The organism is Arthrobacter globiformis NBRC 12137, from assembly GCF_000238915.1.
Taxonomy (GTDB): domain Bacteria; phylum Actinomycetota; class Actinomycetes; order Actinomycetales; family Micrococcaceae; genus Arthrobacter; species Arthrobacter globiformis.
On the sequence record NZ_BAEG01000040.1, the window covers coordinates 20347 to 44590 of the forward strand.

20 protein-coding genes and 1 pseudogene are annotated in these 24244 nt (G+C 61.9%); 19 read left to right on the plus strand and 2 right to left on the minus strand.

The window, feature by feature from the left end; translation table 11 throughout:
• Positions 1-179 precede the first annotated feature (179 nt).
• Positions 180-1454 carry an ROK family protein gene (locus ARGLB_RS07975; protein WP_003800921.1) on the minus strand — a complete coding sequence of 425 codons (1275 nt, stop codon included), beginning with the start codon at positions 1452-1454 and terminating at the stop codon, positions 180-182.
• A gap of 248 nt (positions 1455-1702) precedes the next feature.
• Between ARGLB_RS07975 and ARGLB_RS07980 the strand changes: the two genes are divergently transcribed.
• From ARGLB_RS07980 to ARGLB_RS08035, 12 genes are all read left to right on the plus strand, one after another.
• Positions 1703-2836, plus strand: coding sequence for a Gfo/Idh/MocA family protein (locus tag ARGLB_RS07980; protein WP_003800922.1), 1134 nt, complete (start codon positions 1703-1705; stop codon positions 2834-2836).
• A 255-nt stretch (positions 2837-3091) separates the two neighbouring features.
• The gene (locus ARGLB_RS07985) at positions 3092-4621 is read left to right on the plus strand and encodes a sugar ABC transporter ATP-binding protein (protein ID WP_003800926.1); all 1530 of its coding nucleotides are present in this window, start codon (positions 3092-3094) and stop codon (positions 4619-4621) included.
• Between the two features lies 1 nt (position 4622).
• Positions 4623-5636, plus strand: coding sequence for an ABC transporter permease (locus ARGLB_RS07990; RefSeq protein WP_003800928.1), 1014 nt, complete (start codon positions 4623-4625; stop codon positions 5634-5636).
• Positions 5633-6652 (plus strand): ABC transporter permease, encoded by a 1020-nt coding sequence (locus ARGLB_RS07995; protein ID WP_003800930.1) that lies wholly within the window; start codon positions 5633-5635, stop codon positions 6650-6652. The genes ARGLB_RS07990 and ARGLB_RS07995 overlap by 4 nt, the downstream gene beginning before the upstream one ends.
• Positions 6653-6796: 144 nt before the next feature.
• Positions 6797-7849 (plus strand): substrate-binding domain-containing protein, encoded by a 1053-nt coding sequence (locus ARGLB_RS08000; RefSeq protein ID WP_050934310.1) that lies wholly within the window; start codon positions 6797-6799, stop codon positions 7847-7849.
• A 70-nt stretch (positions 7850-7919) separates the two neighbouring features.
• Positions 7920-8759: a sugar phosphate isomerase/epimerase family protein gene (locus ARGLB_RS08005; RefSeq protein ID WP_003800934.1), complete on the plus strand. Its 840-nt coding sequence runs from the start codon at positions 7920-7922 to the stop codon at positions 8757-8759.
• Positions 8759-9622 (plus strand): sugar phosphate isomerase/epimerase family protein, encoded by an 864-nt coding sequence (locus tag ARGLB_RS08010; RefSeq protein WP_003800937.1) that lies wholly within the window; start codon positions 8759-8761, stop codon positions 9620-9622. The genes ARGLB_RS08005 and ARGLB_RS08010 overlap by 1 nt, the downstream gene beginning before the upstream one ends.
• Positions 9619-10626, plus strand: coding sequence for a sugar phosphate isomerase/epimerase family protein (locus tag ARGLB_RS08015; RefSeq protein WP_003800940.1), 1008 nt, complete (start codon positions 9619-9621; stop codon positions 10624-10626). The genes ARGLB_RS08010 and ARGLB_RS08015 overlap by 4 nt, the downstream gene beginning before the upstream one ends.
• Positions 10627-10649: 23 nt before the next feature.
• Complete coding sequence (locus ARGLB_RS08020) at positions 10650-12248, plus strand: GMC family oxidoreductase (protein WP_003800942.1); 1599 nt, start codon at positions 10650-10652, stop codon at positions 12246-12248.
• On the plus strand, positions 12245-13075 hold the full coding sequence (locus ARGLB_RS08025; protein ID WP_003800945.1) for a sugar phosphate isomerase/epimerase family protein: 831 nt from the start codon (positions 12245-12247) through the stop codon (positions 13073-13075). The genes ARGLB_RS08020 and ARGLB_RS08025 overlap by 4 nt, the downstream gene beginning before the upstream one ends.
• Before the next feature lie 30 nt (positions 13076-13105).
• Positions 13106-13540 (plus strand): GlcG/HbpS family heme-binding protein, encoded by a 435-nt coding sequence (locus ARGLB_RS08030; protein WP_003800946.1) that lies wholly within the window; start codon positions 13106-13108, stop codon positions 13538-13540.
• A gap of 33 nt (positions 13541-13573) precedes the next feature.
• The gene (locus ARGLB_RS08035; protein WP_003800948.1) at positions 13574-14410 is read left to right on the plus strand and encodes an aldo/keto reductase; all 837 of its coding nucleotides are present in this window, start codon (positions 13574-13576) and stop codon (positions 14408-14410) included.
• Between the two features lie 53 nt (positions 14411-14463).
• On the opposite strand, the pseudogene ARGLB_RS24430 reads toward ARGLB_RS08035, so the two are convergent.
• Positions 14464-14547, minus strand: a pseudogene (locus tag ARGLB_RS24430) (DUF4913 domain-containing protein); the annotation flags it as partial.
• Between the two features lie 1269 nt (positions 14548-15816).
• Between ARGLB_RS24430 and ARGLB_RS08045 the strand changes: the two are divergent.
• The 7 genes from ARGLB_RS08045 to ARGLB_RS08075 form a co-directional block, all read left to right on the plus strand.
• Positions 15817-16989, plus strand: a complete 1173-nt coding sequence (locus ARGLB_RS08045; RefSeq protein ID WP_003800950.1) for an FAD-dependent oxidoreductase — start codon at positions 15817-15819, stop codon at positions 16987-16989.
• On the plus strand, positions 16986-18134 hold the full coding sequence (gene torT, locus ARGLB_RS08050) for a TMAO reductase system periplasmic protein TorT (protein ID WP_003800952.1): 1149 nt from the start codon (positions 16986-16988) through the stop codon (positions 18132-18134). Before ARGLB_RS08045 ends, torT begins: the two co-directional genes overlap by 4 nt.
• Positions 18134-19789, plus strand: coding sequence for an amidohydrolase (locus ARGLB_RS08055; protein WP_003800954.1), 1656 nt, complete (start codon positions 18134-18136; stop codon positions 19787-19789). Before torT ends, ARGLB_RS08055 begins: the two co-directional genes overlap by 1 nt.
• Positions 19786-21282 (plus strand): sugar ABC transporter ATP-binding protein, encoded by a 1497-nt coding sequence (locus ARGLB_RS08060; protein ID WP_003800956.1) that lies wholly within the window; start codon positions 19786-19788, stop codon positions 21280-21282. Before ARGLB_RS08055 ends, ARGLB_RS08060 begins: the two co-directional genes overlap by 4 nt.
• 35 nt (positions 21283-21317) lie before the next feature.
• Positions 21318-22313, plus strand: a complete 996-nt coding sequence (locus ARGLB_RS08065; RefSeq protein ID WP_003800958.1) for an ABC transporter permease — start codon at positions 21318-21320, stop codon at positions 22311-22313.
• Between the two features lie 92 nt (positions 22314-22405).
• Entirely contained in the window at positions 22406-23005 is a 600-nt protein-coding gene (locus tag ARGLB_RS08070; RefSeq protein WP_003800960.1) for a helix-turn-helix domain-containing protein, read from the plus strand.
• Between the two features lie 360 nt (positions 23006-23365).
• Positions 23366-24244, plus strand: an 879-nt coding sequence (locus tag ARGLB_RS08075) for an aldehyde dehydrogenase family protein (protein ID WP_003800965.1), incomplete at its 3' end; no start/stop codon positions are given.

Consider the following 24244-nt stretch of genomic DNA (forward strand, 5'->3'; position numbering starts at 1 on the left):
CTCGTGCAACTTTGATTGGTTCGCTGATGGGTGCAATTGCTGGCACCCACGCGAGGAGTATTGTCGCCGACTTGACGCTGGGCATGCCCTTGAATAGGGCGGGGGCCCGGAGAAACGACCCAACCCGCCGCTTTACACCCTGGCGCGGCTGTCGTCCGCATCTTCATTCGGAGACGTGATCAAGGAAATGCGTCCTGCAATTGTCCGGCCACCGTGTCACGGAGCTGATGGGATGTTTGGGCGACCTGTTCCACTTTCTGCGGACTGTGAGAATCTTCGCGTCCGGCGGCAAGCAGGCTGGTTGCGAGGTCATTGACTCGGTGAGGGGCGAGGGCATATTCGACGGCCAAGATGCTGGCACCAACAACTCCGGCTTCCGGCCCCGTTTCGGATTGCGTGATATTTAGGTGCTGGGTTGCTAACGGTGTTGAGCGTGCGTAGACCGTTTCGCGGATCCCGGCGATCAGATGTTCTCCGGATTGTGCAAGCGATCCGCCCACGACGATCAGGGAGGGGTTGATGAGGCTCACGCACATGTTGAGCATTTCTCCGATGTCGCGTCCGGCCTGGCGGACGGCTTGAATCGCGGCCAAATCACCGGAACGGACGAGTGTGACGACGTCGTTTCCTGTGATGGCCTCGAGTCCGTTCCCGCGGAGTTGCGCGGCGATGGCGGGGGCGCCTGCTATGGCTTCCAGGCATGCAGTCTTGCCGCAGCGGCATAGAATTCCTGCTCCTCTGGAGACAGCGATATGGCCGACGTCTCCTGCGACCCCTGCCGCGCCTCGCTGTAATATGCCTCCACTGACCACCCCCGAGCCGATACCGGTGGCGACTTTGAGGAAGATCATGTTGTCCTCATTGGGCCGGCGCGTCGCCCGCTCCCCGAGGGCCATGAGGTTGACGTCGTTATCGACGAGGACGGGAACGTCAAAGGTCTGCTGAATGTGAGCGGGGACGTCGAATCCGTCCCATCCGGGCATGATCGGGGGGCTGATTGGCTTTCCGGTGGAGTGTTCTACCGGTCCGGGCAGCCCGACGCCGACGGCGAGGATGTCGGCTGCTGGGCGCTTCATCGCTTTCAATTGGCCTGTCAGGGTCATTGTTAGCCAGTCCAGAACGGGTTCCGGTCCGGACGAAATTTCAAGTCGTTCAGTGCTTTCCGTGAGCACCCTTCCGGACAGGTCGGTGAGAGCCATGGTCGCGTGTGTGGCGCCGACGTCAGCGGCGGCGGCCAACCCTGCACCCGGATTGAAGGCCAGTCGTGCTGAGGGGCGGCCTCCGGTGGAAGGCGCGCCGGATACGGGCGCAACCAGTCCGAGTCGTAGGAGCGGTTCAAGGCGGGAACTGATGGCACCCCGTCCCAGGCCCGTCATTCCGGCCAGGTCCGCCCTGGTTCGCGGGCGTCCGTCCCGCAGGATATGCAAGAGTTCGCCGGGGCCGCCGTTGTCCATGTCGCTCCATTTCTGGGCTCAAGAGGTGAATGGTGAAACTGAAGTCTTGACACAACAGGCTCACACGACCCCGAGGGGCCCTTATCTTCACCCAGTGTTAGGCGCACGCAGGCTTCCGTCCACTCCTCGATGCCACGAGCATCAAAAAGTGCAACTTCGCTGCGCATTCCGTGCCCGACAGCGTCAAAAAGTGCAGACTTTTGCTGGATGACTGACTAAAGTCCTGTGGTTCGTGTCACTGTTTCGGCATGGAAAACCACAGAACCACGACAGCCCCCTCCCGGTTACGGGCCGGGTTCGTCGGCGCCGGGTTCATGGCCGAGGTGCACAGCCGAGCCGCCCGTGCTGCCGGGGCGGACCTCGCCGGCATCGCCTCCTCAAGCCCGGCCAGCGCCGCCCGCGCCAAAGAACGCTTCGGCGTGCAACAGGCTTACGCCTCCGCCCAGGACCTCATCGAGGACGACACAATCGACGTCATCCACGTGTGCACCCCGAACGCCACCCACCATGCACTGGCCGAGGCAGCGCTGAAGGCAGGCAAGCACATTGTCTGCGAGAAGCCTCTGGCTACCAATGTGCAGGACGCAGCCCACCTGGTGGAGGTGGCGGCGACCGCCGGAACGGTCGCGACAGTTCCTTTCGTCTATAGATTCCACCCAATGGTTCGGGAAGCCCGGGCACGTATTGCCTCCGGCCGGACGGGGCGGATCTCCACCATCCAGGGATCCTATCTTCAGGACTGGCTGCTGTCCCGGGATGACGACAACTGGCGGGTGGATGCCGGCCTCGGCGGCCCGTCACGCGCGTTCGCTGACATTGGCTCCCACCTGTGCGACTTGATCGAATTCGTCACCAATGACCGGATCACCCGCATTGGCGCTGTTAGCCGAACCCTGTTTACTGGCCGGGCCAACCACGAGGACGTCCAGACTGAGGACCTCGTTGCGGCGGTATTCGCAACTGATACCGGCGCTGTGGGGAACCTTCTGGTCAGCCAGGTCGCGCCGGGTCGGAAAAACCGGCTGATGATCGAGATCTCCGGCACCGAAAGCACTGTGCAGTTTGACCAGGAAGCGCCGGAGAAATTGTGGCTTGGAAAACGGGCCGGCTCCGAGATGCTGGTCCGTGACCCGGACGCGCTTAGCCCCGAAGCAGCACGGCTCAGCGTCCTGCCAGCGGGGCATCCGCAGGGTTATCAGGATGCATTCAATGCATTTGTCGCCGATACCTACGCCGCAATCAAAGGGGACATCCGCGACGGCCTTCCCACGTTCCGGGACGGCCTTAGGTCAGCTGTCCTCACCGAAAGCATCATCGAGTCCAGCAAGTGCGGCGAGTGGGTCGACGTCAAAGAGGTGAAAGAACTAGAAGGAGTGCGGTAATGAGACGGGCATGTACCCGAGCGCAGGGTAACCAGGATGCGCCCAATGCCTTCCTCACCGACACCTACCGCAGTGTTAGAGATGACACTCCGGACGGTTTGTACGTCTCAGGGGGCGGGTACCGTGCCGCCCTACCTACCGGTGCATTGCTCCGATCCCACCAAACCGGAGCGTGGGTGGAAACCCGCTTCCATGCTCCGTCCCTCTCCCTGACGCCCTAACGCTCAGGTCCAGCTAGCTCAACGAGGAACTACGATGACCGAATCAATAGCTGTAACAGGCCATGAGGCCACGGCGACGCCGCTCGTCAGTGTCGCTGGTGTGTCCAAGCGCTTTGGCGGCGTAACCGCGATCAAGCGCACTGATATCACCCTTTACCCTGGCGAGGTCCACGCTCTGCTCGGTGAGAATGGCGCGGGCAAGAGCACCTTGGTGAACATTCTCGCAGGCATCGTGCAACCGGACGCCGGCACGCTTACCGTCAACGGCGATACGGTCACGATCCATAATCCGCACGCAGCGCGCGCGCTTGGCATCTCCGTAGTGCACCAGCACCCCGTCGTTTTCCCTGATTTGACAGTCGCTGAGAACATCATGTTTGCGGCGGCTCCGCCTCGTACGGCTGTGCGCAGCTTGGACTGGAGGGCCGTGCAGGCCAACGCCATCCGGGCAATGGAGCGCTTGCAGGTGAAACTGGATCCGCGCGAGCTTGTGCAGAACCTTTCGGCGGCAGACCAGCAGCTGCTGGAGATCGTCAAGGCCCTGAGTGACGACACCGCGTTGCTGATTCTTGATGAACCGACAGCGGCGCTCTCAAAGCACGAAGTCGACCACCTGATGGAGGTGATCCGCCGGCTTAAAAGCCAGGGTGTCGCAATTCTCTTCGTCGGCCACCGGCTCGACGAAGTCTTTGAACTGGCCGACCGCGTAACTGTCTCCCGGGACGGGACGACCATCATCTCCGGACCCGCAGCCGAGTTCACACCCGAATCCGTCGTCACTCACTTGGTCGGACGGACCCTAGAGAGTGTCTTTCCCAAAGAAGAAGTCGAACTCGGGGATGTGCACCTCGAAGTGCGCGATTTCACCCGCAAGGGGGCGTACGAAAACGTCAACTTCACCGTGCGAAAGGGCGAAATCCTTGGCCTGGCGGGGTTGGTGGGAGCTGGCCGCACGGAGATCTCCCGCGGCATCTTCGGGCTGGACCCCGTGGACTCCGGAGACGTCCTGATCGGGGGCAAGTCCGTACGCATCGCCGGACCCGGCGATGCCATGAAGTACAAGATCGCCTATGTGCCCGAAGACCGCACCCGTGAGGGCGCCATTTTAGACCAGCCGATCAGCTTCAACCTTTCGCTGGCCGTCCTAGACACTCTTTCCTCGTTTGGTCTCGTCAAGAGCAAGAGCGACAGGGAATTGTCCGCCGATTACATCAAACGTCTGGGCGTCCGGACCAGTGGCCCTGAGCAACTTATCTCTGCGCTTTCGGGCGGAAACCAGCAAAAGGTTGTTCTGGGCAAGTGGCTGGCGACCAACCCTGAGATCCTCATTCTCGACGATCCCACGAAGGGCGTTGACGTCGGGGCGAAGTCTGAGGTCTACAAGATCGTCGGGAGAATGGCCCAGGCCGGACTGGCAATCATCCTGATCTCCAACGAGCTCGAAGAACTGCTCTCAGTCTCCGACCGCGTCATTACCTTCTATCGCGGCGCCCAAGGCCGCGAGTTCACCGAACGGCCCTTCGACTCCGAAACCGTTCTCGCTTCGATGACAGGACAGCATTAGGATGTCTCTCCAAACCGAAACACTTCAGAAACCGGCATCCCAGCCGTCGTGGAAAAGATTCGTTGCCCGCCGCGAGATCAGCCTGCTTGCCGTACTCGCGTTCCTGTTCATTGTGTTCAGTGTGCTCAGTGACCGATTCGCGAGCGTGAACACGGTAGGTCAGATCCTGAACAACATGGCGATAGTCGTCATTGTCGGCATAGGCCTCGCACTTGTGCTCCTGACACGCAACATTGATGTATCAGTGGGATCCATGGTGGGGCTCACCGCCTACTTCGCCGCGGATTTCGCGGTCAAGAACCCGCAGTTGCCGATCATCGTCGTCGTCCTGGCCTCGTGCCTGCTTGGCCTGGTGCTGGGCAGCATCAACGGGATCATCATCGCAACTTTGCGCGTCCCCTCTATCATGGTCACCCTCGGAACCTTGTATATCTACCGAGGCATTGACTCAATTCTCGCCGGCAGCAACCAGGTCACGGCCCAAAGTCTGCCGAGTGGATACGGGGACCTCGCATCCTGGAGTCTGTTCGGCATTCCCGGCTTGGTGATATACGCCTTCGTAATCGCGATTGCCGCCCACATCTTCATCCGACACACCTTCACCGGCCGCTCTTTTCTCGCCATCGGAAGCAACCCCCTCGCGGCCGAAAAGATGGGCATCCCTGCGAAGCGCCGCATCTTTGTCGCCTTCGCCATCTCCGGGCTGCTCTGCGGCTTGGCCGGAGTGCTGTGGGGAGCCCGCTACGGCACTGTCGATTCATCCGTCGCCTCCGGCTACGAAATCGTCGTCCTCGCCGCGGTAGTTGTTGGTGGCATCAGTGTCAATGGAGGCAGCGGAACGATCGGCGGTGTCATCATCGGTGCTGCCATCCTCAGCGTGATTTCGACCGGGCTTGCCTTGGTCAACGTCTCTCAATTCTGGCTCCAGGCCATTCAGGGCGCCGTGATCATTGCGGCCATCGTTTCCGATTCGATCATCCGAACCCGCGTCGAAGCTCGAGGAGTGAAAGCATGAGCACGCAAACCATAACCTCCCCGCCTACTCAGGGCACCAAAGTACGTCGCCGCGGGCTGCCTGCCTGGTTCGGGGCGTGGGAGATATCTCTGTTGGTGCTGGTTGTTGTCGTAACCGTTATGGCCTCCATCAGCACACCCTATTTCGCGACAGGACCGAATTTCGCTATCACCGCGGGCGGCGTGATCGGACTGGCGCTGATGGTGATTCCCATGACCCTGCTGATGATCGCGGGGGAGATCGATTTGTCCGTCGCTTCCGTATTCGGCCTCACCGGTGTCGTGTTCGGCCTCTGCATCGAAGGTGGGATTCCCCTTCCCGTTTCGGTCGTCATTGGCCTGGCTCTGGGAGCCGTGGCCGGCTTCATCAACGGATGGTTAACCGTGGCCTACGGGTTGCCCTCATTGGTAGTGACGGTCGGGACCCTCGGACTTTACCGTGGCATCGCGTACATTCTGCTCGAAAGCCGGTCCATCAGCGCGCTGCCCGTCGAATTCACGACCTTCTCCCAGGCCAACATTTACGGCACGTACATCCCTTACACCTTTGTGTTGTTTGTTTTGATGGCTGTCTTCGCGGCCGTCGTCCTGCACCGCGGGGCATTCGGCCGCAAGACCTTCGCCGTCGGTTCCAGCGCTGTGGTTTCCCGATTCTCCGGTATCCCCGTACGGCGAATCAAGATCACGCTTTTCTGCCTCTCCGGCACGGTGGCCGCCCTTGCAGGGATGCTGTATGCCGGTTACGTCAGCAGCGCCCGCGCCAACAACGGCACTGGCCTGGAGCTGAGCGTGATCGCCATAGTGCTCATCGGAGGTGTGAGCATGTTCGGCGGCAAGGGTTCCTTCGCCGGCGTCATGCTCTCCCTGGTGCTCGTCACCGTGCTGACCAGCTGGATGAACCTCGGGTTCCTCCCCACCAACGTGCAGAACACCGTTATCGGAGTTCTCATGATTGCCGCGGTCGTGGTTCCTGTGGTTGCCAAAAAAATCAGCGACAGCAGGCCGCTCCGTACGTGAATCTCTTGTCCTCCTCAATCAACGGCGATTGGACCCCGATGAACCAAGACCCCTAAAAGCGTCTGCCAGAGAAGACTCTGTGACGAAACAGCACATCGTGACCAAGACACATCCCGACTCACCATGCTCAAGAAAGAATCCCTGATGCACAAAAAAATTACCGCCACAGTGGCTGCAGTTACTCTTGCAGCCGCACTTGCCGCCTGCGCCCCTACGAACGGCGCCGCCCCCGCAGCAGGGGGAGGCAACACGAAGTCCCTCAAAGAATGCACCATGACCATGATCCCGAAGAACACCGACAATCCGTTCTTTGCGGCCGGCGCATACGGTGCGGATGAAGCCGCAACCGACATGGGCGGCAAGAAGATCAACTACACCGGTACAGCCCAGCCCGATGTGCCAGGCCAGATCCAGCGCATCCAGAGCGCCTCCCAGCAAGGCAGTTGCGGTATCGCCGTGTCCGGCCTCGACCCGGACGCGCTTGCACCAGCCTTGACAGCCGCCGCGTCGCAAGGAACCAAAGTAATCAGCTACGATGCAGACGTTAAAAAGGACGCCCGGGCGTTCTGGGTTGCCCCGGCAACGGACGCATCCCTCGGCGTCGCCCAGTTCAAGCTTCTCGCCGAGCAGATGGGCAACAAGGGCAACTACGCAATCATCTCCGCGCAGAGCACCGCAGCGGGCCAGAACGCCTGGATCGCCGCAGCCGCCGAAGAAGCCAAGAAGCCGGAGTACGCCGGCATGAAGCTCGTCAAGACGGTATACGGCAACGACGTCCCGCAGACGTCCTATGATGCCGCCGTCTCGCTCTTCCAGGCCTACCCTGAGCTGGACGGAATCCTCGCACCCACTCCCGTTTCACTCCAGGCCGCGGTGAAGGCGAAGGCCGACCAGAAATTCAACCCGGACCTGGTCATCACCGGGCTCGGCTGGCCACCGTCGGATGGCGCGCTCCTGAAAAGCGGTGCCGTTAAGTCCTTCGTCCTGTGGAGCCCCCGGGACATGGGTTACCTCTCCTACTACGCGATGAACGCTCTCCTCAGCGGCAAGATCGCCGGAAAAGAAGGGGACACATTCGAGGCAGGGCGGCTCGGAAAACGCACTATCGGAGCCAACGGCGAAGTGGACACCGGCGAACCGCTCGTCTTCACAGCAGAAAACGTCGACAGCCTGATGGATCACTTCAAAACCAAGTAATCGAAGCAGCCTTCTGGTGCCGGCTGAGGCAATTCCTTCAGCCGGCACCATCTTTGAATCGGAGTAGACCATGTTCCGCTACACCTACAACACTCTCGTCTACGGACACGAGCCGCTGGAGATCGGTATCGCCAGGCTTGCAAAATTCGGCTATGACGGCGTCGAATTCGTTGGTGAGCCCTCCGAGCACGACGCCCGGGAGATCACCGAACAGCTAAAGAAGAACGATGTGGTGGCATCCTCGATCATCAGCATCTTCACACCCGAGCGCGACATCGTCAGCTCTGACGAAGGCACCCGCCGGAATGCCATTGATTACGTCAAAGGAAACGTTGACTACGCCGCGGCCCTCGGCGCCGACGTAGTCACTTTCACACCCACCGCCTGTATGAAGATTTCCCCTGAGACGGACCTCGCTCAGGAATGGGCCTGGGCCGTCGAAGCAGCCCGGTCAGTCGCCGGCTACGCTGCAGATCACGGGATCAGCATCGCCGTCGAGCCTTGGAACCGCTACGAGACATACCTCATCAACAGGGCCGGCAAAGCGGCCGATTTCGTCGATGAAGTCGGCGCACCCAACATCGGCGTGATGGCCGACACCTTCCACATGAGCATCGAAGAACCAGACATCGCGGAGGCCATTCGCACCATTGGACACCGCCTGGCCCACGTGCACTTGGCTGATTCGAACCGCGCGGCGCCGGGCTACGGACATCTTGACTTCACGCCGATCGTCCAGGCGATCTCCGACGTCGACTATAAGGGCTGGATTTCGTACGAACTGCTGCCCCCGGCCGGTGATGTCTGGAGTGTGCTGTCCGGCGGGGGAGCACCGGAATTTCTTGATACCTATTCCGAGGCATCGATCAGGCACACCAAGGCCATCGAAACCAAGCTGGGACTTCGCTAATGGAAAATCAGCTGGGCCTCAGCACGTTCGTATTAGCTTCCCCGTTCTCCGACAACGAGGGGACTGCCTTCGACCGGGTAGCGGCGATGGGATATGAGCTGATCGAGGTATGCGTCGAAGATCCCGCGCTTCTGACGGCGCAGGCCCTCAACGCCCACGCGGCCCGCACCGGGCTCGCTGTCGGCATTTGCGGAGCGTTCGGCCCTGACCGTGACGTGTCGGCGGAGGAAGCCGGGCGCCGGCGGGCCGGCATCGACTACCTCAAGGCCTGCATCGACCTGGCAGCCGCGGTCGGTTCCCCGCACGTGGCCGGCCCCATGTACGCCCCCACCGGGCAAACCCGAATGCTTGATGCGGCTGACAGGGCCGCGCAGTTGAAGCGCGCAGCGGACAGCCTCCGTGAAACCGCAGAATACGCCGCCGGGCGCGGGATACGGTTGGCCATCGAACCATTGAACCGTTTTGAAACCGACCTGATCAACACCACCGAACAAGCCCTCCAGCTCGTTGATCTCATCGGTGCCGACCATGTCGGCCTGCTGATCGACACGTTCCACATGAACATCGAGGAGAAAAGCCTCGGCGAAGCCGTGAGGCTCGCTGGCTCAAAGATTTTCCACGTTCAGGTCTCAGAGAACGACCGCGGAGCCCCCGGATCAGGGCACGTGCCCTGGTCGGAGTTCTTTACGGCGCTAGCCGACATCAACTACGACGGACAGATCGTCGTCGAATCCTTTCTTCCGTCGGTGAAGGAGATCGCCCGGGCCGTTTCGCTCTGGCGCCCCGTAGCAGCATCCATGGACGACCTGGCAGTAGACGGGCTCGCCTTCCTCAAAATGTCCCTAGCCGGAGGTGCCGAATGACCTTGCCAGTGACGCTCTTCACCGGACAATGGGCAGACCTGACCCTCGAAGAAGTTGCCAAGTATGCGAGTGAGTGGGGTTACGACGGCCTTGAGATCGCCTGCTCCGGGGAGCACCTGGATGTGTGGCGTGCCGCCGAAGACGACGACTACCTGCAGGGCAGGGTGGACATTCTCGATCGGTACGGACTGAAGGTGTGGTCCCTGTCGAATCATCTGACGGGCCAGGCTGTCTGCGATGACCCTATCGATTTCCGGCACAAGGCCATTCTTCGCTCGAAGGTATGGGGAGACGGCGAAGCCGAGGGCGTGCGGAAACGCGCCGCCGAAGAGCTGAAGCTCACGGCGAAGGCCGCGAACAGGCTCGGAGTGGACACCATCACCGGCTTCACCGGCTCGAAGATCTGGCCGTATGTTGCGATGTTCCCGCCCGTCGGCGCCGACGTTATTGACGCCGGCTACGAGGATTTCGCAACCCGCTGGAACCCGATTCTCGACGTCTTCGACCGGGAGGGCGTGCGGTACGCCCACGAAGTTCACCCCGGGGAGATCGCATATGACTACTGGACTTGTATGCGAGCCCTCGAAGCCGTCGACCACCGGACCGCCTTCGGATTCAACTGGGATCCCAGCCACATGATGTGGCAGGGAATTGACCCCGTGGGCTTCATCGTCGACTTCGCAGACCGGATATATCACGTCGATTGCAAAGACACCCGCATCCGACCCGCATCCGGCAAGGCCGGCGTGCTCGGCTCCCATCTACCTTGGGGCGATCCCCGCCGCGGTTGGGACTTCGTTTCCACCGGCCACGGTGACGTCCCATGGGAAGACGCTTTCCGCGCGCTCCGATATTTCGGCTACTCAGGGCCCATTTCCGTGGAGTGGGAAGACGCCGGAATGGGCCGCCTGCACGGTGCCAAAGAAGCAGCGGGCTTCGTGAGGTCGCTGCTCTGGGACCTACCAACGGCTTCCTTCGATGCCGCCTTCAGTAATCAAAACTGATTCAAGTAACAGGAGAAACACTCATGACTGAGAAGTTTGACTACGTCATCGTGGGCGGCGGCGCCGCTGGTTGCATCGTCGCCGCCCGCCTATCCGAAAACACGGACAGCTCGATTCTCGTGCTCGAAGCTGGAACAGACTACGCCCCCGGCACTACTCCCGAAGGAGTGCTGGACGCCAAATACGTTCCTATGCGCGGGCACGCGCCCACCTTCAATGCAGGGCACGACTGGGGACTAATCGCACACAGCCGCGGAGGCGCCGGGATTTCCGTCCCTCAGGCCAGGCTCATTGGCGGCGGCGGGGCGATCAACGGCGGAATCGCCCTGCGTGGCGCCCTTGCCGACTACAAGGAATGGGTCGCCTTCGGCAACCCCCGGTGGAGCTGGGACGAGGTTCTGCCATTCTTCAAAAAAATCGAAAACGACGCGGCTCCCGGTGAAGACATCCACGGGCACGACGGCCCCATCCCAATCAACAGGGCCACCGACGAAGAACTGGCGCCATTGCAGGCGGCATTCATCGAGTCGGCCCAAGCTACAGGCGCCCCGTATGTCTGGGATCTGAATGCACCCAACGCCCATGGCGTCGGACCCGTTCCGCAGACGCGGATCGGAGGGCGTCGAGTCTCGACAGCAGAGAGCCATCTCGACCCGGCACGCAACCGCCCTAACCTCACTGTGCGCGGCAACTCCCTGGTCAACCGCCTGCTGTTCGACGGGACCCGGATCGTCGGCGTGGAGTTAGCCGACGGCACTGTCATCGATGCCGGAGAAGTGATCGTCGCGGCGGGAGCCATTCTCACTCCGGCGATTCTGCAGCGCTCCGGAGTCGGCCCGGCCGAACTCATCAATTCGCTCGGCACAGACCTCGTTGTCGACCTGCCGGTCGGCGACAATCTCGGCGACCACTTCAGCATTCCGCTCATGGCCGTTCCCAAGCCAGGCGTCTGGGACGAAAACCAGTTCAGCCTCCAGACCGCCTACCGCATGTCCACCAAGGCGCAGCCCGATTCCCTGGATGGCCAGCTGACCATGTTCACCTATCTGAACGCGCGCACAACGGGGGAAGGCAGCCGCGGCATCGCCGGCGAGGGGACAGACGACATCGAAAACGTCGCCGGAATCGGGTGCGTTCTCAATAAGCCGAGATCACTGGGAACGGTCCGTATCAGCACCATGGACCCCGCCGTCCTTCCCGACGTCGATCCCAACTATCTCGATGCACAGGTAGACAGGGAAGCCATCCGTGAGCTCGTGCGCGTAGGTTGGAACGTCTTCACCGCAAAGCCGCTGGCTGACATGTTGGAGGCCCCGCTCGGGATGGACGCGGCCACAATCAACGACGACTCTGCGCTCGACGCGGCCATTGAGGAAAAAGCCGCGTCAGGCTACCACTTCACCGGTACCTGCCTCATGGCTCCGGCGGAGCGAGGAGGAGTAGTTGACCAGGAAGGCCGCGTGCACGGCATTGACGGGCTCCGGGTCATCGACGCCTCGGTGATACCGACCACTCCCGCAGCGAACTCAATGCTGACGACTTACATGGTCGCCGAACGAATCTCGACGATGATTCTCGATGAGATGAACAGCCGCGCCGGCGCGGGCATGGCGGCCCGATGAAACTCGGATATCCGACCATCACCTGGGGCGGTGTAGTGGGGATGCCCGGCGGCGTCACAAGTGTGAAGGACTCCTTCTACCTCACGGCTGGCTCGACTGCTGACGCATTTCGTGACATCGCTGCCGCAGGTTACACGGGCACCGAGGTCTTCGATGGAAACTTGCTGGAATTCGTTGACGAGCCGCAAAGCTTTACCCACCTCCTCGAAGAAACCGGCCTCACCCTCGTCAGCGTGTACACGGGTGCGAACTTCATCTTCGACGACATCGTCAACGAAGAGATGGCGAAAATCGAGAAAGCCGCGGCCATGGCAGCAACCTTCGGAGCACAGCGTCTCGTCATTGGAGGCGGGGCTCAACGCGCGCACGGGCCCGCCGATGGCGATTTTCAGCGGCTGGCTTCCGGACTCGACCGGTGCACCGAAATCGCATCAGCTGCTGGACTCACGGCGACCTACCACCCGCACCTTGGCACTCTGGTAGAGACATCCGAGGCGCTCACAAAGATCATGAAATTGTCAGGAATCCATTTCTGTCCCGACACCGCACACCTGGCGGGCGGCGGCGGAAACCCGGCAGAACTCATTCGGCGGTATAGCGACCGCCTCGCACATGTCCACCTCAAGGACTGGGACTCGCGCTCCCAGCGCTTCATGCCGCTCGGCGAGGGCGAACTCGACTTTAACGCCATCCTCCAAGCTATTCGCGAGACCGGCTACGACGACTGGCTCATGGTCGAACTCGACTATTACGACGGTGACCCCAAAACCGCCGCCGAAATCAGCAAGCGTTACCTCGACAAACTGCTTGCCACACAGACCAGCTAGCAACGGGTACAGGAAAGAAAGACACCAACCATGTCAGAGCTTCTCGTCAAACGCACTGTTAGCCGCGAGCTCGCCCGCTTGGGCATTGACCGCGCGATCGAAGAATCACGCACCAGGAACTGTCTGACCTGCATCGCAGTGTTAGATAACGCAGGACATCTCATTTCGTTCGACCGAATGGACGGTGCGCCCTTCCAGTCGTCACAGCTCGCACAGGACAAGGCCCACTCGGTTGCCGGGAACGGCCTTGCGACGCACGAATTCTGGGAGATGGCCAAAGATGATCCCTGGCTGGTACACAACCTCGGACAAGTCCCGGGCCTCGTCGTTCTCGGTGGTGGCATCCCCATCTATCTCGAGGACGAATTCATCGGCTCCGTGGGCGTCTCCGGCAAGAGCGACATGGAGGAAGACCGAGCGATAGCGGAAGCCGCTGTCGCAGCCATCCTCAAGGCACTCGCGTAACCGATTCGTCTCCTCCAACCATTGGAAGTATCAATGTCAGCAACCCAAAAAGTTCCCTTCCTCACCCAAAGTGACGGGCGCACCATCCCCCAAATCGGGCTCGGCATCTACGGACCAGATGATGCCGGCACCGCAGACGCGGTCTCGACCGCCATTGAAGTCGGATACCGCATGATCGACACTGCGGCCCTCTATCAAAACGAGGGCGGCGTCGGTGAAGGGATCAGGCGCTCCGGTCTTCCCCGGGAAGAGCTGTACGTCACTACAAAGTTGGCCGATGACAGTCACGGTTATGATTCTGCCCTGGCAGCGTTCGATGCCAGCCTCAGAAGACTCGGGCTCGAATACGTTGACCTGTATCTGATTCACTGGCCACTTCCAGGCGTCGACAGGTATGTGGAAACGTGGAAGGCCTTTGAGAGGATCCTGGCCGACGGACGCGCGAAGTCCATCGGTGTATCGAACTTTCAGCCCAGACACCTCGAACGCCTAGCCGCGGAAACGACGGTCCTGCCGGTCTCCAACCAGATCGAACTGCACCCCGGTTTTCCCAATGACGCAATGCGCCGCTACGACTCGGACCATGGAATCCTCACCGTTGCCTGGTCGCCACTCGGTCGGGGGCGGGTCTTTGGAAATCCGGTGTTGGACGGCATCGCCGACAAGCACGGTAAGACCATCGCTCAGGTGGTGCTGCGGTGGCACGTCCAGCTGGGTAATGTGGTCATTCCGAAGTCTGTTACTCGCCGGCGGCTTATCGAAAACCTCGACGTTTTTGACTTCGCGCTCGACGCCGAAGACATGGCGGAAATCGCCTCACTGGAAAATGGCGTCCGCACAGGCGACGATCCAGACCTCTATAACGGTTGATTCCGCTGAGTAGGTTATCTACTGCGAGAGGGTATGCCGGGGCAATACAGCAATTAGGTCCAGGTGCTGAGGCCAAGAGCGGGTTCCAGCCGCACGTCTTCCCAGGCACGCCAGAAGCGTTCCATCCCGATAAGGGCCTCGGAGTGCCTTCACTCGGTTCCACCAAGCCTGGCTGTCGGCTTCGTTGACTTCGCGCACGTAGGAGGCACACAAGGGTCTAACAAACTAAGGGCCGGGAGGTCGGCGAGAAGGCAGGCTTTCCTCTCGGACAAGCACCCATGTCGGCCAAGATCAGAATTTCTTCAGCTTCAAGAGAAAGCCGATCTGTCGGGCGTGATGCAGTCGAGGACCTGTAACAGGCTTGCGTGGAAGACCTGACTCTTGTCCTGCAAGTTCCAACTTGATTCGTGCACAATTGTTTAGGCAACAACTGTTTGATACCTTGTTTCAGTTCCGCCCGGAGTGGCGCCCCCAATCCATTCCGGGTGGAACGTCCGTGCGGCGCGGGACGGCTTACATCGCCTCGTCAATTCCGCGTCCGTCAACATACAAGTCGCGAAAAGCAGGTCTTGTGGAGTGGCTGGCGCCTCCGGTCCAACCGTTCGGCGGAAGGAAGGACAGACCGTTGGCGGAACGAGAAAGATTCCCGGGCCTTCCTGGAGTTCTCCGGGTAACACTCCATTCGCCTCCGATGATGGCAAAACCCATCAAGGATGCGATGTATGGATGACAGGAGCGGAAACTGCTCCAGCCGGAAGTCGCATCCGCCTGCAAGACGGCGGCCGCTGGACGAATGGATGCCAGACGGGTCCGCTTTCTGGATCTGGTTGGATGCTGGAGCAGGCCGGCGGCTTATCCATGAGGGCGACGGCGTCGAAGTGATTACGGAATCCCTGCCGGACGCTTAGGGTCCTTGGATAGCCGCGGTCCAGCGAGTCGACGCTACCCAGTCGCGTAGCTCCCCGACGTCGCCCGCCAGGCCCCATTGACTCAAAGCCGCGCCAGCGACTCATCCGGGCCGACCCTCGGTCATGGCCCTGCAAACCTGCGACCGCGCGCCCGTTGCCTCTGCCGGCGAGGCAGCCATCTGCGGCCTTCAGTTCCGAGCGCGTGCGTCCCAACCGCGCCCTTACTGGTTATCCAGCTCGGATCAATATGGAACGGTGCTTCTGCGGCCCATTCGACGAAAGAACCGTTCGATCAGACTAGTCCGGCCGGAGAGCCGGTCGCCTGCGTTGGCGGGACGATCTGTATCAGTTGAATGGTTCACCAGTGATGGCCAGAGACATGGTTAAAAAAACTTTGATGCAATCTAAGAAAAATATTGCTGATCACAGTTTTTGTGATTAGCATCTCAAAGGGATCTGAAATGCAGATCCATAAGGGACGGCAAAGGAGCCACCTATATGCATATCGAAATCGCGGGTGCCGGTCTGGCGGGGCTGACTGCAGCGGCGGCATTCGGCAAGGCCGGATGTTCGGTGCGGGTACACGAAAAAGGGTCCATCCTCCGGGAGATCGGGGCTGGAATTTACCTGTGGGAAAACGGCCTACGGGCGCTGGAAGCCATCGGGGCATACGAGGAAGTTGTCTCCCGGGCCGAGAAGGTTGAGGTTCCGTTCCTGCGGGACCACGATGGCAGTACGCTCCAGGACGAGTGGCTCCGGAACCACCGCCTTTACACCGTCGGCCGGCGGCACCTCTACCAGAGTCTTCTCAACGCGGCCCGCCGCCAGGGTGTGGAGATCGTCACCGACTCGCCGGTCACCGGGGCCACCCCGAACGGAACGCTGACTACGGCCGCTGGCCAGGAGTACCCGGCTGACCTTGCCATCGGGGCCGACGGCGTGTTCTCCAAAGTCCGGGATTCCCTCGGCCTGCGCCAAAAACTTGTGGATCTGCGCGACGGCGGTGGGCGGCACCTTATCCCCCGGACGGGCGACGATCCGGTCCACCAGACCATCGAGCAGTGGAACGGCGGACGCCGCATCGGCATCATCCCGTGCTCACCGGACGAAACGTACGTATTCCTCTGCTGCCCTGCAAACGACGTCGAGGGCCGCGAACAGAATCCGTTCAACGCTGCCACGTGGATCGAAAGCTTCCCGGAGTTCCGCTCCCAGCTGGAGCGGATCCCTTTCGACACCGAAGGACGCTGGGCGCCTTTCCACGATGTGCACGTCAGCCAGTGGTACAGCGGCCGGACGGCGCTGGTGGGCGACGCCGCCCACGCCATGTCGCCGAATCTGGGCCAAGCGGCCTGTGTCGCGATGACCAACGCCGTGGCCCTGGCCATTGCCGTTACCAACAGCAGCAGCATCGATTTCGCCCTCAAGTCCTGGCAGGAAGGCCAGCGCGAGATGAGCGAAGGAGTCCAACGCTACTCCCGCGTCTATGGCAAGGTCGGCACGATGTGGCCGAAGGGTCTGCTTGACGCGCGCTCCGCCCTGGTCAGGAAGCTCACGGCATCCCGTCGGGTACAGGGATCTATCAACTTCGCGGCCGAACGTTTTCCCGCCGGGCAGATCCAGCGCATCGACGCCGCGGCGGCCATCCTCAAGGAAGAAGTGCTCGCATGAAAACCCAGAAACTGAAAATTGTTGCCCTTGCCGCCGTCGGACTTCTCCTGCTCTCCGGGTGCGCTACGGCAAGCGCCGGGGCTGAGCCGGTTAACGGCGAATCCTGGTCCGCGCCCGCGCTGCTGACGAACTGCAAGTCCCCCAAAGTGGACCCCCGTGGCTGCACCGGACCGAACACGCCCGGGACCTACACGTCCCTGAACCGGAGCGAGGTCACTAAACCCTGGCGCATCTGCTCCGTGCTGCCCCACCTGAAGGACCCGACCTGGGTGGGGATGAACTATGGTCAGGCCACGCAGGCGCGGCAGTTGGGCGTCTCCCTCACCACCACGGATGCGGGGGGCTATGAGAACGTCGCCCAGCAGGTCACGCAGGTGGAAGACTGTGTCAGCTCTGGCGCGAACGCGGTGCTGTTGAGCGCGGTCAGCAATGAATCGCTGAACCCTGCCATCGCCAAAGCGAAGAAGAAGGGTGTGGCGGTGGTCGACGTCGGAAACGGAGTCTCCTCCGCAGAGGTGGACGCCCGCGTGCTGCAGGACTACGTGGACATGGGCAAGATGATCGGCACCCACCTGGCAGCCCTGAAGAAGTCGCTGAAAGTGGCGCTCCTGCCGGGACCGGCCGGGGCAGGATGGACGGAGCGGTCCCGGAAGGGCTTCGAGGCAGCAGTCGCAGGCTCAGCGGTCGAAATCGTGGATGTCAAGTACGGAGACACCGGCAAAGAGGTCCAGCTGAAGCTCGTTGAAGACACCCTGTCCGCCAACCCTGACATCGATGCAATTGTCGGCACGGCAATCACCATGGAAGTCGCCGCGACGCTCCTGGCCGAGCAGGGCAAGGCCGAGGACATCGGACTGTACGGGACGTACGTGACCCCGCAGGCAGTTGAACTCATCAAACGCGGGCAGGCGAAATGCGCTCCGTCTGAACAGTCCAGCCAGATCGGCAAGATCTCCGTGGACCTTGCGGTGCGGACGCTGGAGCGCAAACCGCTGGACAAGGACATCCAGCGGTACGCCCCGGAGCCCCTCCTGATCTGTGGACCCAAGGAGGACGGCTACGACAACACGGCGAAATTCGACGCCACCGGAAGTTTCGCGCCGCAGGGCTGGTCACCGGCGTTCAACGTTGAAGCGGGCAAGTGATGGGTGCCAATGCCTTTGCGTTGACCGGCAACGTCGTCACCATGACCGCAGCGCCCAACGCGCGCGTCGTCTATGTCGAGGACGGCAAGATCGTCGGCGTCGGTGACCAGGGTTACGCCGGCGAACTGCAGCGGCGCGGAGTCACCGTCCACGATCTGGGCGGGCGGACGATCCTTCCGGGATTCATTGACCCTCATCTACATTTCGCCCAGTACGCGGCCGGAACCCACCGGGGCATCGACTGCCGCGTACCGGCGTGCAAAACCATCTCTGACGTTCTCGATGCCCTGCGGACCGGGCTGAACGCGGGCCGGACGGTCGGGGACTGGCTCATCGGTTACGGCAACTTGTTCTTCGACCAAAAAATCGCCGAACGCAGGCTGCCGACCCGGCTGGAACTTGACTCGGTCAGCAGGACGACTCCCATTGTCCTGCACTGCGGCGGCCACGTGTCCGTGCTCAATACCCCTGCCCTGGCCTTGGCCGGGGTGGAGCGCTTTATCACCGGCGGCGAGGGCCTGTGGGGCAGTCCCGTGGTCCACCTTGACGACGCCGGGCAGCCGACCGGCGTCGTTGCAGAGATTGACGGCCTGCTGCCGATTCCGGAAAGCAGCGTCGAGGAACTGACGCGCTTCTATTCCGATACCTTCCACAACGACTTCCTCGCCCATGGCGTTACGTCACTCGGTGAAATGGCCGAATCAGCACGTAACGTGGAAGCGCTGGACGCGGCGGTCGCGGCCGGCAGTCTCAACGGACGGATCGCGCTTTACGCCATGGCACCGTCGCTGCTCCCGGTCGCGGCGGCGTGCGACTGGGTGGCCGGCTTTTCCTCACGCAGCGGGCCCGAACGTGTCTGGGCCCGGGGAGTCAAGGTGTTCGCAGACGGGGGATACTCCGCACGCAATGCGGCCAGCCTCGACGACTACTCCCGCGACCACGGCCATCGCGCCGGATACAGGGGCAAACTCAATCTCTCCCGCGGCGCCCTGATGGAAGCCATCAGGACTGCGCGCCACAAAGACGTGCAGATTGCCATCCATACCAACGGCACCAGGGCGCAGCGCGAAGCGATCGAGGCCATTCTTGCCGTGGGCGACGCCCACGACCATCCGCCAGTGCGCATCGAGCACTTGGGCAATGTGCTGGACTCGGTGGAGGAGATCGCATCATGGCGCGCGGCCAACGTGATCCCCGTGATGCAACCGGGCTTCCTGCACAACTTCATCGGTGACTACCTGCCCATGCTTTTCCCCGCCACGGGCAGCACGGGAAGGCTTCCGCTGCGGACCGTGCTGCACGAAGGCGTATCGCCCGTCATCAGCTCGGACATCACTCTCGGCGGAGAACCGGGAGCGACGAATCCCTTACACACCATCTGGTCGGCGGTGTCCCGAAGAAGCTACTGGGGGAACCACATCGAACCGGAAGAATCCATCTCGGTGGCGCAAGCTCTCAGGTTGCACACGATCGAAGCGGCGAAAGCCATCGGGCTCGACCAAGTGGCCGGTTCCCTGGAGCCCGGAAAAGCCGCGGACATGGTGGTTCTGGACAGGGACCCGCACACCGTTCCCGAAGCGGAGTTGAAGGACATCCGGGTGGAACGCACATACGTCAACGGAGTCCTGGCGTATTCAGGAGGTGAGAAGGCATGACCGCCAACCCGTTAGTGGCCATCCGTAATGTCAGCAAGAAGTTTGCCGGTGTCACGGCACTCAGCGATGTCTCCTTCGAGATCAAGCGCGGCGAAATCCATGCGCTCATGGGCGAGAACGGCGCAGGCAAGTCAACGCTGATCAAGATTCTCTGCGGAGTCCACAAGGCTACGAGAGGATCAATAGCCCTGGACGGTGCCGAAATAGTTTTCGACGGCCCCCAGGACGCCGAAAAGGGCGGGATCCGGACCGTGTTCCAGGAACTGAACATCGTCCCGCAGCTTTCGGTAGCCGAGAACATCTCCCTGGGTTCACTGCCTCTCAAGTCCGGCCTCGTTGACCGGAAGAAGATGCTCGAGCGCGCCGCCGACGCCCTGTCTGGGTTGGGGGCAGACCTGCCGCTGGAAGCCCGTGCCGGTGACCTGCCGCGTTCCTCCCAGCAGCTGATCGAGATCGCCCGTGCCCTGATGGGTGAAGCGAGGCTCCTGATCCTGGACGAACCCACGGCTTCGCTGGGCGAGAACGAGAGCCGGCAGCTGCTGAGCATCGTAACCGGGCTGGCCCGGCGAGGTGTCGCCATTCTCTATGTCACGCACCGCATGCATGAAGTGGAGGCCATTGCCGACCGCGTCTCCGTCCTCCGAGACGGGAAGTTCATCGAAACTCTCAATGCACCGATGGACGAAGCCATCATCGTCGAAAGGATGATCGGGCGCCCGGCGAGCTCGCTCTACCAGCACTCGAGACGGGAACCTGGGCGGGAACTCCTCGTGGTTTCCGGGCTCGGAAGCGCAACCCTGCGCGATGTTTCAATGACCGTGCGCGCCGGCGAGGTCGTCGGCGTCGCCGGCCTGCTCGGGTGCGGGAAATCAGACCTGGCCCGGGCCTGTTTCGGGCTGCACCCGGTCCAGGACGGCGGCATTAAGCTCGACGGCGAGCAGATCGCCAGACCGTCACCGGCAGGAATGCTGGAGCGCGGGCTCGTCTATTATCCTTCGGACCGGCGCACCGAGGGCCTTGTTTTGGGCCGCCCGCTCTTCGAATCCATGACCATGGGTTCCCACCGGCCCGCGCGGATCACCAGGAAGGGTTTCCTGAGGACACAGAAAGAATATGAACTGGCGCACAGCATCGCCGAGGAGCTGGACCTGCGACCCATGCAGCTTGACCGGACGTCCGGGAAGTTCTCGGGCGGCAACCAGCAAAAAGCCGTTTTGGCCAGGGGCCGGATGCGCACGGCGAAAGTCCATCTGTTCGATGAACCGACGGTGGGAATCGACGTCGGAGCGAAGGCCGATGTTTACCGTCTGATCGACAACTATGCCGATGCCGGCCACGGCGTGGTGGTGATCTCCTCCGACCTGACGGAGATCATCGGCGTCAGCGACAGGGTCTACGTCATGCGCGAAGGCCGCATCGCCGCCCACCTGACTGGCGCCGACATCACAGAAGAAAACATTGCCAGGTCATTCTTCGCCGCAGCCCCGGCGTGAGCCCCTCCCTTCCCATCTCTTAAGGAGAAAAACCTTTGACGACAACACTTAGTCCGGAACGCACAGTAACCCCGGCCACCGCCCGGCGCAGCCTGCAGTTCATCCTGACCACCGGCCTCCTGCCCGCCCTGCTGATCCTGATGTGCGTTGTCTTTGCCATCGTGGAACCGCGCTTTGTGGACGGGTCAAACCTTCTCAACGTTGCCCGCCAGTCCGTTTTCCTTCTCCTCATCGCCATGGGGCAGATGATCGTACTGATCAATGCGCAGTTGGATCTGTCCGTCGGTGCAACCGTCGCGCTGACAAGCGTGGTGGTGGCCTCCGTGACCGCGGCAAGCTCCGGCGGACCGGAAAGCGTCCTGCTGGGACTGGGGGCCGGGCTCCTGCTCGGCGTAGTGATTGGACTGGTGAACGGCTGCATCGTGGCATTCTGGAAGGTTCCGTCCTTCATGGCCACGCTCGGTTCCACTTCTGTGCTGACAGGCCTGGCCCTGATCATTTCCAAGGGTGCCCCCATCATCGGGCTCCCGATGATATTTTCCGATGCGCTGGCCACCTCCTCCGTTCTGGGGATTCCGGTTCCTGTGCTCCTCGGTGTCGTTATCGCCATCGGAATGGGCATCTTTATGTCGCGCACCGTGCCCGGACGCAATATGTACGCCGTCGGAGGCAACCGGGCTGCGGCGCTGGTGGCGGGAATCAACGTGAGGAAAACAGTCATACTGGCGTTCGTCCTGTGCTCCGTTCTCGCTTCCTTGGCTGGGATCCTCCTCACCGCCCGTGTGGGTTCGGGAGAAGCATCGCTGGGTGCAAGCTTCGTGATGCTGTCCATCGCCGCTGCCGTGCTCGGTGGCACCTCGCTCTTCGGCGGTGAAGGCGTTCTGTGGCGCGTCGTACTCGGTGTCCTCTTCCTGGGCGTGCTGAGCAACGGCATGAACTTGCTCCACGTCTCCAGCTACATCCAGGAGCTTGTCATTGGCATGGTCCTGATCGCCGCCGTAGCCGCTGAAAGGCTCAAGAGAGTGGCATGAGGGCACTCTCGGTTCCACCACAATCCCACTGATATGGTCATGTACTGACCGGCCGTCATCGGGCAGGCACAATCGGCGAAGGAGTAATCGGCATGGAAGACGCGGAGCCTACGGCCAACTCCGGAGGCACCCCCGCCGCCACATCCCCTGGCCCCAGTATCCGCAGAATCCGCAGGTCCAAGGACGTGACCCTTCTCGAGCTGGCGCGTCAGACAGGGCTTTCCGAGGGGTTTATTTCCCAGATCGAAAGGCAAAAGGCCAACCCATCCTTCTCGTCGCTGTTGCGGATAGCAGGGGCCCTGAATGTTCCCATGTCGCTGCTGCTCGCCGAATCTGATGAAACAAATTTGGCGGCCAGCCCCGCTCCCCGGGCGCTCGTAAAGCACCCGTCCGGCGTTTACCGGGACCGGCTCGTCACTCCTGCGAACGCAAAAACGATCCAGGTCATCGAAGCGGTGCTGGAACCCGGCGAGGGCTCACGGGTGGCACCGTACGCGCACCCGGACGAGGAAGAATGTCTCGTCATGCTGGACGGGCAACTCGAGCTCCAATCAGGGGAGACCGTCTACAACCTGCAGGCAGGCGAATCCGTCCTGATCGACCCCGGAACGCCGCACTCTTACCGGAACCCAGCGTCAGTACCGGCACGCTGGCTCTGGATCTCGGCAACACAGGCCGCTCACCGGCACTAGGCTGCTATGGTTCCCGGTTCCCCCGCTGCAAGGCTTGCGCCTGGACGCGTGGGAACCGGGCGTTGCGCTGATTCTCGCCGGGCGGATCTCGTCTGTCGTCGCTGACTGGATCAGACTCCCGGGGAGAGGCTGGGGATGGCGGGCTAGGCGACACGCGTGCAGCGTTGGGCAGACACAGCTCACGCTGACGCTCGGGAAGCCCATCACTCCGGGCATCTCCACTAGGGCACTACTCAAGCTGCGGCGTATGACCCTCGCGCCGAACTCGCAAAAATGCGGTGCCCTGGTGCCAGGGCTGGACGTTACTAAAGAAATACTTGCGCCAACCCGGCGCTAGCAATGAATCCATTAAGGAGAAGCATGTCCACGGCCCTAGAGCGTGAGAATGAAATATTGTCGACTGTCCCGACTGGCCTGCTCATCAACGGCGAGTGGCGTCCGGCGGCCTCCGGCGAGACCTTTGAGGTCGAGGACCCGGCCAGTGGAAAGATCCTGCTGAGTATCGCCGATGCCGGAGTGGAGGATGGCGCCGCAGCCCTGGACGCGGCCGCCGCTGCCCAGGAGTCCTGGGCCAAGGTGCCGCCGCGGGAGCGCGGCGAGATCCTGCGCCGCGCCTTTGAACTGGTCACCGAGCGCGCCGAGGACTTCGCGCTGCTGATGACCCTGGAAATGGGCAAGCCGCTGGCCGAGGCACGCGGCGAGGTCACCTATGGCGCCGAGTTCCTGCGCTGGTTCTCCGAGGAAGCCGTCCGTGCCTTCGGCCGCTATTCTGTCTCCCCGGATGGCAAGTCCCGCCTCTTGGTGACCAAGAAGCCCGTGGGCCCGTGCCTGCTGATCACGCCGTGGAACTTCCCGTTGGCCATGGCCACCCGCAAGATCGCCCCCGCTGTCGCGGCCGGCTGCACCATGGTCCTCAAGCCGGCGAAACTTACCCCGCTCACGTCCCAGCTATTCGCGGCGGTGATGCAGGAAGCGGGCCTGCCCCCTGGGGTGCTCAACGTCATTCCCTCGTCCAGCGCGGGTGCGACCACCGGTCCGCTGATCAAGGACGCCCGGCTGCGGAAACTTTCCTTCACCGGGTCCACCGAGGTGGGCCGCCGCCTGCTCTCCGATGCTTCGGAAACAGTGCTGCGGACCTCGATGGAGCTGGGCGGCAACGCCCCGTTCGTGGTGTTTGAGGATGCCGACGTCGATGCCGCCGTCGCCGGGGCCATGCTGGCCAAGCTGCGGAACATGGGC

Coding starts and splice junctions, on each gene's coding strand:
- ARGLB_RS08020 (WP_003800942.1), top strand. CDS start 10,650: ATGACTGAGAAGTTTGACTACGTCATCGTGGGCGGCGGCGCCGCTGGT.
- ARGLB_RS08010 (WP_003800937.1), top strand. CDS start 8,759: ATGGAAAATCAGCTGGGCCTCAGCACGTTCGTATTAGCTTCCCCGTTC.
- ARGLB_RS07990 (WP_003800928.1), top strand. CDS start 4,623: ATGTCTCTCCAAACCGAAACACTTCAGAAACCGGCATCCCAGCCGTCG.
- ARGLB_RS08055 (WP_003800954.1), top strand. CDS start 18,134: ATGGGTGCCAATGCCTTTGCGTTGACCGGCAACGTCGTCACCATGACC.
- ARGLB_RS08005 (WP_003800934.1), top strand. CDS start 7,920: ATGTTCCGCTACACCTACAACACTCTCGTCTACGGACACGAGCCGCTG.
- ARGLB_RS08035 (WP_003800948.1), top strand. CDS start 13,574: ATGTCAGCAACCCAAAAAGTTCCCTTCCTCACCCAAAGTGACGGGCGC.
- ARGLB_RS08030 (WP_003800946.1), top strand. CDS start 13,106: ATGTCAGAGCTTCTCGTCAAACGCACTGTTAGCCGCGAGCTCGCCCGC.
- ARGLB_RS07980 (WP_003800922.1), top strand. CDS start 1,703: ATGGAAAACCACAGAACCACGACAGCCCCCTCCCGGTTACGGGCCGGG.
- ARGLB_RS08045 (WP_003800950.1), top strand. CDS start 15,817: ATGCATATCGAAATCGCGGGTGCCGGTCTGGCGGGGCTGACTGCAGCG.
- ARGLB_RS08000 (WP_050934310.1), top strand. CDS start 6,797: ATGCACAAAAAAATTACCGCCACAGTGGCTGCAGTTACTCTTGCAGCC.
- ARGLB_RS08070 (WP_003800960.1), top strand. CDS start 22,406: ATGGAAGACGCGGAGCCTACGGCCAACTCCGGAGGCACCCCCGCCGCC.
- ARGLB_RS08025 (WP_003800945.1), top strand. CDS start 12,245: ATGAAACTCGGATATCCGACCATCACCTGGGGCGGTGTAGTGGGGATG.
- torT (WP_003800952.1), top strand. CDS start 16,986: ATGAAAACCCAGAAACTGAAAATTGTTGCCCTTGCCGCCGTCGGACTT.
- ARGLB_RS07975 (WP_003800921.1), bottom strand. CDS start 1,454: ATGGACAACGGCGGCCCCGGCGAACTCTTGCATATCCTGCGGGACGGA.
- ARGLB_RS07985 (WP_003800926.1), top strand. CDS start 3,092: ATGACCGAATCAATAGCTGTAACAGGCCATGAGGCCACGGCGACGCCG.
- ARGLB_RS08060 (WP_003800956.1), top strand. CDS start 19,786: ATGACCGCCAACCCGTTAGTGGCCATCCGTAATGTCAGCAAGAAGTTT.
- ARGLB_RS08015 (WP_003800940.1), top strand. CDS start 9,619: ATGACCTTGCCAGTGACGCTCTTCACCGGACAATGGGCAGACCTGACC.
- ARGLB_RS07995 (WP_003800930.1), top strand. CDS start 5,633: ATGAGCACGCAAACCATAACCTCCCCGCCTACTCAGGGCACCAAAGTA.